Source organism: Vibrio sp. D401a (assembly GCF_030248515.1).
Classification (GTDB): domain Bacteria; phylum Pseudomonadota; class Gammaproteobacteria; order Enterobacterales; family Vibrionaceae; genus Vibrio; species Vibrio rotiferianus.
In genome coordinates this window covers 160,371-176,535 of sequence record NZ_JAHGAI010000049.1, presented here as the reverse complement: position 1 = coordinate 176,535, position 16,165 = coordinate 160,371, and the positions used below count along the sequence as shown (strand labels likewise).

Below are 16,165 nucleotides of genomic sequence, written 5' to 3'. Positions count from 1 at the left end.
ACATATTGAGAGCAATATCCCTTTAGTCCAATGATTATATTTCTTATCGCAGTTGTGATTTATGTGGGCTTATTGATTTTCATAAAGCCTGCTCCGAGTAGCTTGAAGGCTGAACCAATTACCTATAGTGAAAACTTTAAGTTTGTTTGGGCTTCGATATGTTCAGGGGTTGCAATTCTTCTTATATTTCTGCTGACAACAAACTTTGGTTTCATTTCTATAGATGAGAGCCTGTATCAAACGTTCGCACTGAGTAATGACATTGATCAGTTTTTAACGTGGCCGTTACAGGCCGTATCGCACCTATTTATCCATGGTAACCTGACTCACCTCGTTGCGAATGTTATTGGCTTAGGTCTAGTATCTGCCTATGAGCGCAGAGTTGGAGCCAAGAGATATTTGGCAGTTCTTCTAGTGAGCAGCTTGGCATCTATACCATCTATACTGTTCTATTCGGAAAATATTCTAGTCAGCGGTATATCGGGCGGCGTTTTCGGCCTTGCAGCCGCTTATTTTACAGATGAAGAGGAATTAACCACCAAGGAGTGGCTTTTGGCAATTTCACTGTTCCTGTTTTTGGCAATAATGCTTGCCCTTGATTCAGAGTTCAAAGGTGGTTCTAATAAAGTGTTAGATATGAAAATTGATCACATTGGCCATTTTTGGGGAGCATTAGGTGCAATTTTGTATTGCCGTTTAAAACCTCTGCGTTTGTTAAGCGTATAGAGAAAAATGGAAATATCAACTTCTGCAGTAAGTACTGCAATGAAAGTAGGCATACAGGTTGTAAGTAACCACAAACAACCGATTCTTAAAATATACCATCCAGTTTACATTGCTTAATTTAGGCGCTGAGAGAGCTGATAACATAAAGTTAACTATAAATGATGACTTAAGGAAGAGAGTAGTCAAAGGAAAGTTGCCCTCCAATTTTTCACAACGTTTATCCCCAGTTCGTACCAGGGCAGGTCATTTGTCTATTTAAGTTCACGAATAACGATCTTCTGAAGTGGGAATATGATGGGCCTAAAGGAAAGCCAGTGGGTATGAAAAACGAGAATCTTATCATCACAATGGAGTATGATCCCCCTAACGGATTCATAGATAAGTTATTAAGGTTGTCTTGGAAATTATGAGGAAAACGCAGATATATTGATACATATGAGTTTTTCCCAAGCATGGTTGAAGGAGACTTACCACCGGCGGAATATGCTTAACAAAATGTTCAAGAGGGATTCGTAACGCGTGGCATTTTATTATGCGTTGATTTTAGTGTTTAAGGTGGTTTACGGCGGCCTCGGTATTACGTTGCACACATCTTAACAGGGCGATAGTGGAGAAGTGATGTTCGAATTTCAGAGAAATAAAGCAGAATATTTGTATGACCATACAAAAAGTTATACCGCCATTAACTTTATCCTCAAGAATAACGTTCATTTTAAAATGCAATCAAGGGTGTATACTATATGCCGTTCAGTGGGGATCAAAATATAGGAACTATATGTTTAATAATAAATTACTTTTAGTAGGGTTGTCGTTAGCTGCGTTGGGTGGCTGTACATCTGTTCAATACAATGGTTCGCCAGCGAACTCGGTCACTAAAGTTGACTATCCATCTGTTGGTGAAGTTAAAACAGCTTATGTCGGAGACCATTTGGTTAGCAAAGGCACAATGGCTGAAATGAGCGTATTACGCGTATCAAGCATGATTAAAAGTTTGGCGTATGACATACCTCAGGGTGACTACAATCAACTCGGATACGATAACAAGCAACAGTTTTTCTCTCCTGTAGGCGTTATTAAAGCGGCATTAGCGGACCCTATACAGGGCATTGCCGTCGAAAATCATCAACAAAATGAAGTTTGTTTTGTAACCATCTTTGGTGCGAAGTCGTGTGTAGATGATGCTTATGGTAAGTTTTCTATCACTAAGAAAATGTCCCAGTTCCAAGACAGTTTCCAACAGGCTTTGATATACAGCGGTAAGGTAGGAAATAAGATCAATATTAGTTACCGTGAGTTTTCCAATGACATGGCAAGACCAGCTTTTAATAATGAAGCAGAGTATGACCTAAGTGAGTCGAATCAAATTGGTTATAAGGGCGCTGTGATTGATGTTTTGGAAGCCGACAATACCAAAATTACATATCGGCTTATCAGAAACTTTCCAAACTAAATATTAGCCCTCGAAAGATGGGCTGATACTTTGTTCGTGATCTAGAATGCGCCCTTGTGATTGTTCGTAATGAATAAAAACAAGGGCTTATCTATATGGGTAGAGTAACAATACCATTCGAAGCAGAGTTTATTCTAAATTCTTCATAGATTTACTGTGCTAACTGAAATAATTTGCGCTCTGCTTTCCCTTAATCATGCTCCTACAAAGCTAAAACAGTGATGTGCGCATCTCCTCCTCCCAAACTTTGGGCGATTGAGCTGTGATGGCGACGGACTTGCCGGTGATTTCCACTAGAGTGTCATAATTATTAAGTGACGATTGGCTTTATTTTTTAGTTACCGATGTAATTAATTTAAAATATTGAACGATATCGTGATCGAGACGCCTTTTGTTTGAAGTTCTAAAGCTAACCCTATGAATATAAGCAATAAAAAAGGGAGTCGAGTCAAATCAACTCCCAATTAAAGTATCAGCCCATGAAGAGGTATAGTTTTTGGGCATGGTTGTACGGACTCAGATATCTCTTCAATTTGATCTGCTCCAGTCAGAGTGGACACTGAACTTAACTGAATTTTCGATACTTGAAGTTATTCGTGTTTTGCTACTTTAAGTAGAAGCTCTAAGTAACTTCTGTCCAGAAATGAGTTAGCCACTCAGTGCAATTTTAAAGATAAGCAGCTGCGATTAATTGCTTTATTCTCCGCTGCAACCTTCCTCAACTTTATTCAAATCGACCTCTGCCGTTGATTATCACATTGATGTGCGAGGTGCTCTGAGCCAAGAGTAATGGTAAGGGGCTTGAGAGCTTTTTAGGGCTCAAAAACGGTGAAACTTCGTTGGTAGGTATAGAGAACCTAATTCCTGAAATAGCCAAGCCCAAGCAACTGTGTGGCTTGGGCTCGGGAGTCTATATATTGTCTGTTACGGCTTGTGAGCCTTGCTTGAATACAAATCGCCAGATGAACAGAACCACGGCTATGTATGCTAACCCCACCCCAAGTGCTTGCCAGTGCATGCCGTTATACATCGCGATTGGCATCAATGAGATGATGAAGATGTCAGTGATTGAGCCCGGAACGTAAGCGATGGCGTAATCATCAAGTACCTTGCTGCGCATTTTCGGATCAACAATGCGAAGTAGGGCAATACCCATCGCAACCGTACCTGTTAACCAACCCCAAGAGAAAATGCCTTTCTCAAACCAATCTTCACCCATGACTCGTGGTGCTACCCAAAAGATTAACCAAAGTGTGAAACTTACACCGCCAATTGCTAGTACTACCATAGGCATTAAGTACTGGGCTAAGACGGTAATCTTAATGGCTGAGATACCAAAGATAATCAAATAATCGGTACTGATGCCCGCAGCGTGTTTGAATGCACCGTCACAAAGATAGCGTGAAGCTTTCGTTTGTTTCGCGATGATTCGCACAAGCATGCCGCCAAGGAAGCCAGTTACAAACGTAGGAATTTGCACCTTATCGTGGAAAGAAGACAAGTAGTTGGCGGCGACATAAGAGAAAGCGGTTACGACAACCACTAGCGCAGCGTGAATCGCGAAAGAATCAACCGACAGGGAAGACATGGTGTCTTTCATTACCGGTTCTTGATCATCAGGCTTAACAAGGCCTTTGCGTTCGTGTTCGTCCATGCTGTCGAATGTCGTAAAGCTACGAATCCAACCCATCTTCAATGCGAATTGCAGCATGAGCATGCCGACAGAAATCGAAATGAAAATACCCACGGTTGCGAAGGTTAAACCTAGTGTGAAGCCATCTTCCCAGCCAAGCCCCGTGAAGATTTCACCAACAACAGAGGCTGAACCGTGACCGCCCATAAAGCCTGCAGACATTGTCACACCAAAGCCGGGATTAATCTCTGGCCAGAAGAAGGTAGTGATCGCAAGACCAAACATTGCCGCAAACAACCACTGAGAAACAGAAGCGATTTGGTTGAATGCCCACAATGAGCCAGCGCGTTGTGCGACGGTTTTAGGTGATGGAACATCCGTTGCCAGACCTAACGCAGAAAAAAGTGCAGCAGTTAACAGGCTTGCGTTAGCGGTAAAGGTATCGGTCCAAGGCAGTACGTCTAGCAGGGCTGGTCCAAAAATTAGACCGAATAATCCCGCGAGAACCGCCGATGGAATGTACATACGTTGCAGTAATGGCGTGTGAACGCGAATGACTTTTGCCAAAATCAATAGTAAGCCAGCAATGGCTAAGTCAGTCAGCATTAGACCTTTAGGCATCTTATCCTCCAGTAAATGCAGTCAAGGGGTAGCGTCCTTGTGACCAACCTTGATTGAAAAATCACTCCCAACGAAAAAAGTCACATACGTGACCAAAAGTGTTGAGAAATCAATGTCGTTTTCATAAGCAAAGGAATGCGCTTATGCAGTTTGAAATGAGTGCAAATGTCGTGATTACGCACGAACTTGGAGAGAAATTAGATTAAATTTCTCGATGTTATTTTGATAGTTCACTCAGGAAAGGCGGCAATCCTAGTCACTTTGTCAGGGCAATGCAATTGATGGGAATCAATAAATTATGTTCATCAAATGAGCGTTCTGTACTAACGGTATGAAAAATAAAGATAATTAATGAGAAATAATATTTGTCATATCGACAATAAAAACTAATTGCTTGGTTAAATTACAGCCGTTTTGTCTGTTTGTATTATTGGCTCACATGAGAAAGAACAAAATCGACGAAGGTGCGAATTTTAAGGGAAAGCTGTTTTGAACGGTAAAGCAGGTGGATCGGCTTTGGCTTGGGAGTATGTTGATGGAGAATTTCCACCAATGCGCCAGATTGGATTTCTTGTTCAACTAAGATCTTTGGTTGCAGCAGAACGCCAGAGCCTTTTAACGCGGCAAACTTCAGCACGTCACCATTATTCGAGGTCAATCGGGTGTTGCGGTTTCCAAAGGTATTAGAAGGCATGTTGACCACTTGTTGGCTTTCCCCTTGATGATAGTGAAAGCCCAAACAATGATGATGTTCTAAATCTTCAAGTGACTGGATAGGCTTATGCTGCTCAAGATAAGAGGGGGAAGCGCAATAAGTCATGTGGTATTCACCCAGCTTTCTTGCGACTAACGACGAATCGACTAACTCTCCGATTCGAATAATCACGTCTGTTTCGCTTCGATATGGGTCAATCAAATTGTTATCCAACATCAGCTCTACGTTCAAATCGGGAAATTCTGCTAAGAAGTCAGCCACGATGGGTGCAATGACCTTTTTGCCATAAGTGACAGGGCAGTTAACTTTCACCGTTCCGGTTGGACGGTTAATCAGTGTCTGGATCAGGTTCTCTGCGTTGGTGATGTCTTCAATGATGCGGTGGCACTCTTGATAGTAGAGCCTGCCAGCTTCGGTCAGGGACTGTTTGCGCGTGGTGCGATGAATCAGCTGTGTACCTAAGCTTTGCTCAAGAAAGCTCACGTGCTTGCCAACCATGGTTGGTGAAATATCAAAGTGGTGTGCGGCGTTACGAAAGCTGCCATGTTCGACCACGTAAGCAAAAACTTTCATGCTTGTTAATTTGTCCATTGCACACCCAGAGTTAATAAAGAAATAACTAAAGCAGAGTTTATCAATCATATGAGGTTAATTACAGTGGCGGAATGATTAAGAATGGAGAAAGAGATCCATCATGAGCGAGACGATTTTTGTTACCGCCGAACTAAAAATGAATGCAGATAACCCAAGACAACAAGTGGTTGAAGCCATTGAACAATTTTGCCTTGATATGCAGAGCGAAGCGGGATGTTTGCAAGCGAATGCGACCTACGATTCGAAAGACCCACTGCGTGTGATTCTTTGGGAGCGATATGAAAGCCGCACCGCGATTGAAGCACATTTTGCTATGCCGCATACACAAGCGTTCATTGCTGCTGAAATGGCGGAGTTAGTCCAAGCATTCGAAACCCAAGCTCAATAGGAGACGTGAACATGAAATGGGGCATTTTAGGCACAAGCTTTATCTCAGGTGTCATGGCTGAGGCAATCCAAGGCGATGACAAGAGTGAGTTGTACGCGGTGGCTGGGCGTTCGGAGCAGAATTTAAAGACATTCGCTGAGCAATATGGCATCGAGAACACGTTCAACGATTACGATGCTTTGATTGCCGATGAGCAAGTTGACATTATTTATATCGCATTGCCAAATCACCTTCATCATGATTTTATCGTCAAAGCGGCGGAGCATGGCAAAGCGATCCTGTGTGAAAAGTCACTTTCTGTCGATATGGAAAAAACCGAGCTGGCACTTCAAGCAGTAGAAGCGCACAAGGTGTTCTTTGCTGAAGGCTTAATGTATTTACATCACCCGTTGAGCAGCGAGTTGGTTTCGGTGCTTAAATCGGGAGAGATTGGTGAACTTCGCTCGATTCATACTTCTTACATTGCATCGATTGCGCAGTTTGTGAATCCAGACAGTAAAGGTGCTTTGTATAACTTAGGCTGTTACCCAATGTCATTGGTGCATTTGGTGGTGAAAACCATGTTGGGTGAACAAGCCTTTGGAAACCGCTCTATGACGGCGATTGGCCGAAGAGGCCATGACGGTAATATCTGTGAATCGAGCTTGATGATGCAATTCGGTGAGCAACAAACGGTGAGCGTACACACTGCCGAAGATCATGGATTGAAACACCAGTTCACTATTCTGGGTAGCAAAGGCTGTATTACGTTAGACTCGAACCCATGGCTACCAACGCAAGATAACCAGTTTAGTGTGGAAATTTACGAGACGTCGAAGCGTGAAGTGTCTGTTCCGGCGGCAGGGGATGCTTTTTACTATCAAGTGCGCAATATTCGCCAAGCGGTTGAAGCAGGGTGTACATCGTTAGAGAACCCTTGTGCAACATGGGACGATTCTCACCGTATCATGCAGCTACTGACGGAGTGGGAATCACTGGCTTCAACGTAAGTCGGCACTTAAGTGAAATAGAGCAATGAATGTAAAAACGGCGCACTAACAATGATCAGTGCGCCGTTTTTATTTTGTGTTCAGTCTGGATTAAATGCGGTTGTCGCCGGTACTAAATGCAATGACTTGACTGATTTCAGTCAGACTTCTTCCGCTTTCTTGCTGCCATTGAACAAACGCTTTGTTGGTTGCGTCGAGCGATTTCTTAGTATCTTTGCCACCTTCAATGATCTTGCAATTACGCAGGTAAGCTTCAACGTCGCTAGACAGTATAAAGGTATCGACGCCCATTTGACGCAGTGTGTAAGGGCCAGTATTTCCGCCTAAGCGATTACCGCGTTTCTTCAAATATGCCCACAAGTCGGTGACTTTTCCTTGTGGCCAATCTGCGACCATTTGACCAAAAGAGCCGTGTTCAATTTTTGCTTCGTGGATCATACGAGCGTTGGCAGGGATCGACATGACTTTGGTGAGGTGGCGAATGATGCGTTTGTCGGTTGCTTTGGTTTCCCATTGTTCATCAGACAGCATCAATAGCGGCTCGATTTTAAAGCCGAAAAATACCTCTTCGAAGTTCGGCCACTTGTTGCGAACCACACTCCAAGAAATTCCACTTTGGAATACTTTCATCGAAAATGCCGCTAGCCAACGGTCATCAGGAATCGCTGCCAGCTCTTCTTTGCTTAGTGGATGAGATAAAAGCGCTTCAAGTTGATCTTCACCACCTTTACGCTCGGCAGCGCGCTGATAAATCGCGTCAAATTTTTCGATACTCATAAAAGAAGTTAGTCCTAGTTTATGTCGATATTTGCGAAACATACTACGCTTAAGTGGCTGAATCGTAAATTGATGGAGTGTCACAAATGAAGAAGGTCACAATAACGTTTGTCGGGGAAGGTTCGGATCGTATTGCAGAAAAATTCTATGCGTGGATGACGGACGGTGGGTTAGAAGACAGCATGATTGAGAATTTATCTGACCGTGAAATCTCAGTTGTTGGCATCAGTGATATGGATAATGAAACGCGTGACGTGGTGATCAATACGGAAATGAACTAACGAGCCGACTTTTGTCAGCAAGTAGAATCAGATAAAACAAAGCCCTTCACGAGAAGGGCTTTGTTGCGTTTATAAGCGTGAGAGCCTAGTTATTTACCAACGTCAGGCCGCTTGGGAGTGCATCACCGAAGATACGCTTCGATTCACTCTCAGATAGCTCTTTGACTTCTTCAACCAGCGATACCCAAGATTCAGGCACCTTGCTTTGCTTCAGTTTAGTGAGAACTTGTTCACGGTAGTCGTCAGAGATATCGAATAGGCGGTCGCCCGTCTTACGACAAATCATTACGGCTGCAAACGCGATCATTGGCTCTTTCTGCCAGTTCTGCTCTAACAGCTTAGGTAGCCACTGTTCCGCTTGTTCGCGAGGAATGACATTGTGCTGGCTGCCATACAAAGGGGTACGTGATGCTAAGCGACCCATTGCCCACCAGTGCGCTTGTTCGAACTGGTTATGGTTGATGGCTTTGCTCAAGAACCACGTTGCCAATAGAACCTTGTCTTCGACTTCTAGATGCTCTAGAGAGGCAGATAAGCGCACCATTGATTCGTAACCCATATCTTGTGCCGCTTTGGCGGATTGTGGGTTTTTCATCGCACCAGGATGTAGGTATTTCGCGATGTCCGCCAAGATGGTCTCTTGCTGATCTTGGCTTAAACCACCAGCGATACGACGCCAGAATACCCACCAGTCAGTCCAACCTTGATGGTTCTTAAACTGAATGTTTTGCTGGTAGAGACCCCAAACTTGCTCAATGCGCCATGAGTCGGTTGGATCGCCAAAGCCCGGACGCAGTGCAAAACCTGCCAAACGAAGCCAGTTTTTCTCGTGCTGTTCAGAACGACGGCGACGCTTACGACCTTGTGCAAAGGTATCGAACAGTTGACGTAGGGTAGTGAAATCCCACTCGTCGCGCTTGCCAAGTTTCTTCTCAAGATCTTTGGCTAAGGTTTTGATCTCTTTGCTTTCTGCGCTTTTCTTGTTACCACTGTAAAGGCGAGCGATCAGCTCCTTACATTCGTTCAGTTTAGGGTGAAGCTTAACTTGCTCGCTGTCGTCGGTTTGCTTGTTACGAACTTCGAACTCAAGCTCCCAACGTTTGCTGTCATCTTCTGCGCTGACACATTCCATCTTAAGCGTGCCGACTTCAGTCAACTGACACGCCAGTTGCACTTCTACGCGCTCTTTCTGGTTGGCTTGCAATTCGGCGCCTTCACCTTCAAGGGTGGTGATATAAGGGGGCAGAGGAGCAAACAAGTCCGGATCAACGTCAACCATCACACCGTTTTGAATGGCAGTGTTATTGGTTAAGGTGTCGTGGGTAGAAGTCAGCAGGTTAAAGCGAACGGGTTCACCTAGGGTAAGCGAGAAGCGACGACCACTTAAGCGGATCTCGTGTCCTTCTTCTGTACCTTTTGCAAGCAAACAGATCGCTTTGCCCATCTTGTTCTTTTCTTGAAGATGCAAGAAGTAAGAACGGGCTGCACCACCACCAATTTTAAGCTGTGCACCACGACGTGCTTTACCAAAGGCAACGGCACCCAGCGCAACAGACCAATCTGGATGTGGGTTATCTAAAACCGTAACCGGAGCGCCGCGCCAATCGGAAAGTAGGGTAGTGACACGCTCAGTGACAAGCTCACTGTTGAATACACCACCATTGAGTAGCAAACCGACTGGAATGGCATTTTGTTTGTCGTCTTCAATGCCAAGAGCGGCACGAGACACTTGCTGATGCGTGGTTAAGAACTCGGCAACGTGTTTGCTCACTGCTGGGTCAGCAACGTACGGAAGACCAAACTCGACAACGGCGCTGCGGCGTTTGTCTGGTACTTCACTGAAATCAGAAAGCGGGAAGAAGCCATCTAAAGCGATTTGGTGCACTTCTTGTTTGCTCAGCCCAATACTCTTTGTTCCGCCAAGAAGTTTTGAGCCGCTGCCCAGCATGGTGATTTTCACTTCTTCAGGTGCATTCGCTGAAAGCAGGTTCTCTTTCGCTTTACGCGTTTGCTGAATCAGCTTAGTCAGGCTTGCTGCGGTGAGCTTCTTACTTTGATTGAAGCGGCTTTCCGCAAGATGCGCTAATGCTAAGTCGAGGTTGTCACCACCCAGCATCAAGTGTTCGCCAACGCCAATACGATCAAGGGCTAGCTGATCTTGAGAAGAGAAACTTGCTTCAATCAAGCTTAAATCGGTGGTACCACCGCCCACATCGCATACCAGAATCAGTGGCAGCTCTTTGAGCTCATCTGCAGCGGTTTGCTGGTGGCGCGCGTACCAGTCGTAACATACCGCTTGTGGCTCTTCGAGCAGGACGATTTTCTTTAAACCCGCCAGCTCAGCGGCTTCAAGCGTGAGTTTACGAGCGGTTTCATCGAACGATGCAGGAACGGTCACAACCACATCTTGGTCTTCTAGCTTGTTGCTAGGGTGCCGGTAGTTCCACGCTTGGCGAATGTGGTTGAGGTAGCTTGCACTGGCAATGACGGGTGAGACTTTATCTACGTCTTGCGCGCCAGCCCAAGGAAGAATGTCTGAGCTACGATCCACTGCTTGGTGTGATAGCCAGCTTTTTGCACTGGATACCTGACGTCCTTCTACCTTTGCGCCTAATTCACGAGCCCATTCACCCACGATCACATTACTAATGTCGCCAGATACAGGTTCGTTTTCCCAAGGGAGTGTTAGGTCAGAAGGGGAGATTTGACCAACCGCAGGGTGGTAGCGGAAAGAGGGCAGCAGTGGCTTACGAACCACTTCACCCGGACCAATCAATTGGTCGATGTCGAATAGGGATACTTCGGATTGTTCAAGGTTGTCGGTGATTTCACAGTACGCCACCACAGTGTTTGTGGTGCCAAGGTCAATACCAACAAGAAAACGAGGAGATGCCATACAAACCTTCGTGTATTTAAAAACGGCACCCGATTGGATGCCGTTTGATTTTCTATTTATTCTTCTTCGTTTGAGTCGCTTTTCGCGTCTTCGCGCACATCGAACTCAACATGCCATTTTTGACCGTTATCAGCGGCAATGGCTTCTAAGTAAAGCGTACCAAGCTCTGTCACGCGAGAAGCTAGAGTTACTGGAACCACTTCACCTTCACGACGACCTTCAGATACAGGCAGCGTTACTTGAATTTCTGGAAGCTCTTCAAGCTCTTCTGGTGCCCAGTAGTCTAGGTGAGTACCTGCTAGGTCATCACGACGAACGGTTGAGCCGAAGAATTGGAAGTTAACTGGCTGACCGATGATCAAACCAAACTCTTGGCTTGGTACGTCAACGCTTGAACCTTCTTCCATACCAAATGGCGCAACACAAAGTGCTTCCATTGGCGGCGCCATACCCGGAATCGCTGGCATTGCACTTTCGATACCCACGTAGTACGCCGAAGCAATACCACCACGGATGCGAACGCCTTGACCACGGCGTACAGAGCCGTAGTAAGCCGCACCGCTAGCAACCGCAAGGTCTAGATCCACACCTGTTAGGCGTTTCGCCATTTCTGCATTTGCTTCAAGGAGCCATTCGTTGATCGTATCTTCTAGACGAGTTGCTAGAAGTTTCGATTTCAGAACGCCACCGTTGAATAGGATTGCCGTTGGCTTGATGAAGTCAGCCGACTGCGCTGCATCCGCACCTGGCATACCAGGCATGTTAGCAAATGGGTTGAAATCTTGAGCTGCTGCTTCGCCGCCATTTCCTGAAGCAGAAAGGGCATTGGCTTGCTTAGACAAGAACGCTGCAATGTGACGAGTAATACCCGCATCTTGCGCGTAAGGCAGACCCATTTGCGTTAGTGCACCACGGTTACGTTGAACAGGGTGGTCCGTAATTGCAACTTGAGGGAAGAAACCATCAACCAGTGTTTGTTGTACTTCTTCTTGAGTCAGTTCTGTTTTCAGCGTTGCGCCAAGCAGTTTAGAACCACGGCTTGGTACCACGATTGGCACTGACTGAAGTTCGCTGTCGTTCAATAGCGCTTCTTTCGCGTCACGACATGCGTGCGTCATCGCCTGAACTTGCCATGGCTGTAGCTCTTTGCCTTCTTGCGCTAGCTTCATCTTCAAGCGGTACGCAAGTGCAAGATCCATGTTATCACCGCCAAGTAGGATGTGTTCACCTACCGCGATGCGGTTCAGAGTTAGGTTGCCATCGTCTTCAGTTACTTCAACCAAAGAAAGGTCGGTTGTACCACCACCGATATCGACCACAAGCACGATGTCGCCAACTTCAACTTCGTCGCGCCATTTGTCGTTACTGTTATCAATCCAGTTGTAAAGCGCAGCTTGTGGCTCTTCTAGAAGCGTTAGGTGCACGAAACCAACGTTGCGTGCTGCTTCTGCAGTTAGATCACGAGCAGCAGGATCGAAAGAAGCAGGAACCGTAATTGTCACGTCTTGATCGGCAAGGTTGTGGTTTGGATTGGTGTGATTCCAAGCGTCTTTTAGGTGCTCTAGGTAGAGCTCTGTCGCGCGAAGAGGGGATACTTTTTCCACTTCTTCCGGGCTACCCGCTGGTAGGAATGCATCACGACGGTTCACACCAGCGTGGCAAAGCCAAGATTTCGCACTTGCTACAAGACGAATTGGTGTTTTTGAACCTAGGTTACGTGCAATTGCACCAACCAGAGCTTTTGGCTCGCTCGACCACGGAAGAACGCGTGATTGCGGGTTCATTTCGTGCTCGTGCGGTTGGTATAGGAAAGAGCCTAACTGGCTGCGAGTCTCTACCGTGCCTGGCGCAGTAAGTTGCGGGATAGGCATTACTTCAACGCGAGCGTCTTCATCGTGTGTATCAACAAAAGACATCACACAGTGTGTTGTACCCAAGTCGATACCGACACTGAATTTAGGCGTCTGTTGAGTTTCAACAGACGCTTCTTGAGAATGGTTTTCTTGGTTCATGTGTTCCATTAAAGCTCAACCTCAGCTGGAGCGATCACAGATGCGTCGTAGTTCTCTGCAAGTTTAGGCAACGTCATTGATGTTGCTTTCCAACCTTTGTGAACTAGTGTGCCGTTGAATGGCGCGCTACCTGTTACGTTACCTGTTAGGCGGATTTCTTGTGGGTTGAAGCCTTCTTCAACCGTAATGCGAGTTTCTTCGTCTTCGTTGCGAACGTGTGCAAGCGTCACGTAGTCGTTCAGTACTTTCTGACCGCCAGTGTGAATTACGCGAGCAGCTGCGCCCACCTCTTCATCAGAGAATGACGTTAGGTCTTCTTTTAGGAAGTCAATCAGACGAGCTTCTTGCTGCATGATAGAAAGTAGCTGCATTGCAGAGTCTGTAGATGCCGTTGCAAGTTTCGATTCAACTTCTACAACACGCTCTACGACTTTCTCAACTTCCACTACTTTTTCTACTTCAACGATCTTCTCGACAGGCTTCTCAACCTCGACGATTTTCTCGACCGGTTTTTCTACCACTTTCTCGACCACTTTAGATTTACGAGATACCGCGATAAGAAGAAGTAAAACGCTCGAAGCCGCAAGGCCTGCGTGAAGCATATCGAACGTTTGAGGAATTAGGTTCAAATCAATGTTCATGACATTTTTCTCTTTCTATTGATTTATTGGCGCTTAGTATTGGCTCATATTTATTAACTAAAAGGATCGGCTTTGCGATCTGCACCAAGTTTAGACACTAAAATGATGGCGGATGTTAGCATATTCAAGGCTTAAGACTGTAATAATTCATGAATATACCTCATGATTAGCATGAAAAATCAACGATTAGATATAGATAAGTGCAATGTTGCTTGATGTTTACACACCTCTGGCGCAGTATCGTACAGCAAACGACGTTAAACACGCTTTTGACGTGGATGGGGCATGACTAGAAATACACTTCAAGAACCTTTTTTCTCTCGCTACAAAGCAACATTGTCTGCCTTTGGTGCGTCCGTGATCATTACGTGGGTATTTGTTTTCGTTGCCTATGTGATTCAGCAAAAGTACACCGTTACCATTTTTGATAGCTTAGCTCAGAGACAAGCTGAGTCTTTAAAAACTTACGTAAAAACTGATTTGGCCTTCATCGGTTCTGGCGCTAATTTCTTTCATTCGATAGACAAAAAGCACTGGGACAGATTTCCTATTTTTGCTCGCCAAGTTATCGATAGCTCTCCGAGCTTAATCGGTCTGCAGTGGATGCAAAAAGTCACGCCTCAACAGCTACCTGAACATGTAAAGCAAGTGCGAAAAACGTTCCCGAATTTTGAGGTGTTTACGGTTCCAAAAGATCAGCCCAAGACCTTCGGTTACATTCTTCCTGATGACAAACCTGTTTATATCGCTTCTGATATTTACCCTAGAACACAATCAAATATCGATTTACTTGGCTTCTATTCCTCGAGGCTAAGGTTTGATTTGATTCTGGAAGACATCATTGCCAGTGGTGGGGCTAACATTTCAGATAAAGTTCGCCTTTTACAAGATGGCTATGATCGTTCGTTAGATAAAACAGGGCTCTTGGTCTATCACCCAGTTTTCGAGCAGGAAAGTAGGGATCTGCTAGGGGTTGTTGTTGGGGTAGTGCGTAGTACTGTTTATTTCGATGATTTGATCACTAAAACGGCGACCGAACTAGAGATGCTAGTGAAAGTAAGCGATCTTGGTTTTGACGCATACGATGATCCGGTGCTGTTTCAAAGCGAAGGTTGGGATTCGCACGATGGCGCTATCATTAAGAAGACCATACAGCTTCCTAATCGAGATTGGTTAATTGAATTCAAATTAACGGATATGGTTTCTCCTTGGGATCGCTCAGTACTTTATGGTATCGCCTTTGGTGGTCTTATTATTTCTGTCCTTGTCGCTTACATTGTTAACTTACAATCCCGCGAGAAGGAGCGTCTTGCGAAGATGTTAGAAGCCAAAACTCGTGAGTTAACATCGATGGCAGAGCGTGATCCTCTTACACACTTATATAACCGACGAGCTTTTAATGATCATTTGCTGCATTTCATTAATGACGGCGTTGGCTTTACCTTAATTGGTTTTGATATCGATTGTTTCAAGCAGATTAACGACAAGCACGGCCATTTGGTTGGTGATGAAGCGTTAATTCATGTGACTAAGCTTGTCTCTGCTAATTTGAACAAAGGTGATAGATTTTACCGTTCCGGCGGTGATGAGTTTTGTATTCTTAGTCGCGTGACGGATAAACCGAGTTTGGAAGCCTATCTTGAAAAACTTCGTGGTGTCGTTGCAAGTTCACCAATGGAGTATTCAGAGAGTATCGTGTTGTGTTCTCTCAGTATCGGTGCTGCACTTCATGATGGTGAAGATCCGGAAGCTCTTTTTCAAAAAATGGATGTACAACTCTACCTTAGTAAGAAAAATGGACGAAACTTAGTGTCGATTGCTGATTAATTCAGCGAGCAAGTTCGAGTTTTGATATTGGTTACGGTAGAATCCATCGCTTTCAAATTTACGCTAGGAATCAAGACAAACTATGAATCATAACCGTGTCGTGTGCTTTGATTTAGAAATGTGCTGTTGGAGTGAGAACGGCGTTGGCCGCACTGGAGAGATCATCGAAGTAGGTCTAGCGGAAATAGATTTGTCTAAAGGCGAAATCGTCAAGCGCGCACAATACTACGTGAAACCGGAACATGATGAGGTTTCACTATTTTGTGTTGAGTTAACCGGCATTACCCCTCGTAAGATTGAAAAGCAGGGCCGACCTCTAGAAGAAGTGCTTAAGTCGATGTTGAAGAACTTCGGTGGTCGTAACAAGATCTATGCTTCTTGGGGGCGTGATGATCTTATCCTGCTTGAAGAGTGCGAACAGAAGGGCATTGATGCTCCATTCACTGAGTTCATCAACCTAGCTACCTTGTACCGAATTCAAAATCGCCTGAAAGACAAGCGCATTGGCCATAAAGCTGCACAAGAAGCAAAAGGGATTGAGTGGGAAGGTCGCCAGCACTCCGGTTATGTGGACGCTTATAACTTAGCGAAACTTGCACTGACCATGCTATAGAG

Annotated in this window: 13 protein-coding genes; 7 read left to right on the top strand and 6 right to left on the bottom strand. The window is 45.1% G+C overall.

Annotation, left to right across the window (positions count from 1 at the left end; all coding sequences use genetic code 11):
- Positions 1–102 precede the first annotated feature (102 nt).
- A complete protein-coding gene (locus tag KIV41_RS21520; RefSeq protein ID WP_285337671.1) occupies positions 103–726 on the top strand; it encodes a rhomboid family intramembrane serine protease in 624 nt (207 codons plus the stop codon).
- 775 nt (positions 727–1,501) lie between these two features.
- Complete coding sequence (locus KIV41_RS21510) at positions 1,502–2,176, top strand: hypothetical protein (RefSeq protein WP_285337670.1); 675 nt, start codon at positions 1,502–1,504, stop codon at positions 2,174–2,176.
- 910 nt (positions 2,177–3,086) lie between these two features.
- Here the strand turns inward: KIV41_RS21510 and KIV41_RS21505 are convergent.
- Both KIV41_RS21505 and KIV41_RS21500 read right to left on the bottom strand, forming a co-directional pair.
- Positions 3,087–4,430, bottom strand: coding sequence for a sodium/glutamate symporter (locus KIV41_RS21505; RefSeq protein WP_285337669.1), 1,344 nt, complete (start codon positions 4,428–4,430; stop codon positions 3,087–3,089).
- A 427-nt stretch (positions 4,431–4,857) separates the two neighbouring features.
- Positions 4,858–5,736 (bottom strand): LysR family transcriptional regulator, encoded by an 879-nt coding sequence (locus KIV41_RS21500; protein WP_285337668.1) that lies wholly within the window; start codon positions 5,734–5,736, stop codon positions 4,858–4,860.
- Positions 5,737–5,839: 103 nt separating this feature from the next.
- Between KIV41_RS21500 and KIV41_RS21495 the strand changes: the two genes are divergently transcribed.
- Together KIV41_RS21495 and KIV41_RS21490 are read left to right on the top strand one after the other, a co-directional pair.
- Complete coding sequence (locus KIV41_RS21495) at positions 5,840–6,127, top strand: putative quinol monooxygenase (protein WP_285337667.1); 288 nt, start codon at positions 5,840–5,842, stop codon at positions 6,125–6,127.
- Positions 6,128–6,138: 11 nt separating this feature from the next.
- On the top strand, positions 6,139–7,116 hold the full coding sequence (locus tag KIV41_RS21490; RefSeq protein ID WP_285337666.1) for a Gfo/Idh/MocA family protein: 978 nt from the start codon (positions 6,139–6,141) through the stop codon (positions 7,114–7,116).
- A 90-nt stretch (positions 7,117–7,206) separates the two neighbouring features.
- Here the strand turns inward: KIV41_RS21490 and KIV41_RS21485 are convergent, their stop codons facing one another.
- On the bottom strand, positions 7,207–7,893 hold the full coding sequence (locus tag KIV41_RS21485) for a DNA-3-methyladenine glycosylase I (protein ID WP_285337665.1): 687 nt from the start codon (positions 7,891–7,893) through the stop codon (positions 7,207–7,209).
- 86 nt (positions 7,894–7,979) lie between these two features.
- Here KIV41_RS21485 and KIV41_RS21480 point away from each other — a divergent pair, with 86 nt between their 5' ends.
- On the top strand, positions 7,980–8,174 hold the full coding sequence (locus tag KIV41_RS21480; RefSeq protein ID WP_050920236.1) for a hypothetical protein: 195 nt from the start codon (positions 7,980–7,982) through the stop codon (positions 8,172–8,174).
- Positions 8,175–8,259: 85 nt separating this feature from the next.
- Here KIV41_RS21480 and KIV41_RS21475 read toward each other — a convergent pair whose 3' ends face one another.
- Genes KIV41_RS21475 through KIV41_RS21465 form a run of 3 tightly spaced genes read right to left on the bottom strand, consistent with a single transcriptional unit; the run spans position 8,260 to position 13,723 of the window.
- Positions 8,260–11,070, bottom strand: a complete 2,811-nt coding sequence (locus KIV41_RS21475) for an Hsp70 family protein (protein WP_285337664.1) — start codon at positions 11,068–11,070, stop codon at positions 8,260–8,262.
- A gap of 56 nt (positions 11,071–11,126) precedes the next feature.
- Entirely contained in the window at positions 11,127–13,091 is a 1,965-nt protein-coding gene (locus KIV41_RS21470; protein WP_285337663.1) for an Hsp70 family protein, read from the bottom strand.
- Complete coding sequence (locus tag KIV41_RS21465; RefSeq protein WP_005442696.1) at positions 13,091–13,723, bottom strand: DUF2760 domain-containing protein; 633 nt, start codon at positions 13,721–13,723, stop codon at positions 13,091–13,093. The genes KIV41_RS21470 and KIV41_RS21465 overlap by 1 nt, the downstream gene beginning before the upstream one ends.
- 285 nt (positions 13,724–14,008) lie before the next feature.
- On the opposite strand from KIV41_RS21465, the gene KIV41_RS21460 reads away from it, so the two are divergent.
- Together KIV41_RS21460 and KIV41_RS21455 are read left to right on the top strand one after the other, a co-directional pair.
- Complete coding sequence (locus KIV41_RS21460) at positions 14,009–15,550, top strand: sensor domain-containing diguanylate cyclase (protein WP_285337662.1); 1,542 nt, start codon at positions 14,009–14,011, stop codon at positions 15,548–15,550.
- An 82-nt stretch (positions 15,551–15,632) separates the two neighbouring features.
- The gene (locus tag KIV41_RS21455; protein WP_045387588.1) at positions 15,633–16,163 is read left to right on the top strand and encodes a 3'-5' exonuclease; all 531 of its coding nucleotides are present in this window, start codon (positions 15,633–15,635) and stop codon (positions 16,161–16,163) included.
- Positions 16,164–16,165: the final 2 nt, after the last annotated feature.

Bases quoted from the DNA above. Each gene is read 5' to 3' on its own strand.
- KIV41_RS21510 (WP_285337670.1), top strand. From the start codon at position 1,502: ATGTTTAATAATAAATTACTTTTAGTAGGGTTGTCGTTAGCTGCGTTG.
- KIV41_RS21505 (WP_285337669.1), bottom strand. From the start codon at position 4,430: ATGCCTAAAGGTCTAATGCTGACTGACTTAGCCATTGCTGGCTTACTA.
- KIV41_RS21500 (WP_285337668.1), bottom strand. From the start codon at position 5,736: ATGGACAAATTAACAAGCATGAAAGTTTTTGCTTACGTGGTCGAACAT.
- KIV41_RS21495 (WP_285337667.1), top strand. From the start codon at position 5,840: ATGAGCGAGACGATTTTTGTTACCGCCGAACTAAAAATGAATGCAGAT.
- KIV41_RS21490 (WP_285337666.1), top strand. From the start codon at position 6,139: ATGAAATGGGGCATTTTAGGCACAAGCTTTATCTCAGGTGTCATGGCT.
- KIV41_RS21485 (WP_285337665.1), bottom strand. From the start codon at position 7,893: ATGAGTATCGAAAAATTTGACGCGATTTATCAGCGCGCTGCCGAGCGT.
- KIV41_RS21480 (WP_050920236.1), top strand. From the start codon at position 7,980: ATGAAGAAGGTCACAATAACGTTTGTCGGGGAAGGTTCGGATCGTATT.
- KIV41_RS21475 (WP_285337664.1), bottom strand. From the start codon at position 11,070: ATGGCATCTCCTCGTTTTCTTGTTGGTATTGACCTTGGCACCACAAAC.
- KIV41_RS21470 (WP_285337663.1), bottom strand. From the start codon at position 13,091: ATGGAACACATGAACCAAGAAAACCATTCTCAAGAAGCGTCTGTTGAA.
- KIV41_RS21465 (WP_005442696.1), bottom strand. From the start codon at position 13,723: ATGAACATTGATTTGAACCTAATTCCTCAAACGTTCGATATGCTTCAC.
- KIV41_RS21460 (WP_285337662.1), top strand. From the start codon at position 14,009: ATGACTAGAAATACACTTCAAGAACCTTTTTTCTCTCGCTACAAAGCA.
- KIV41_RS21455 (WP_045387588.1), top strand. From the start codon at position 15,633: ATGAATCATAACCGTGTCGTGTGCTTTGATTTAGAAATGTGCTGTTGG.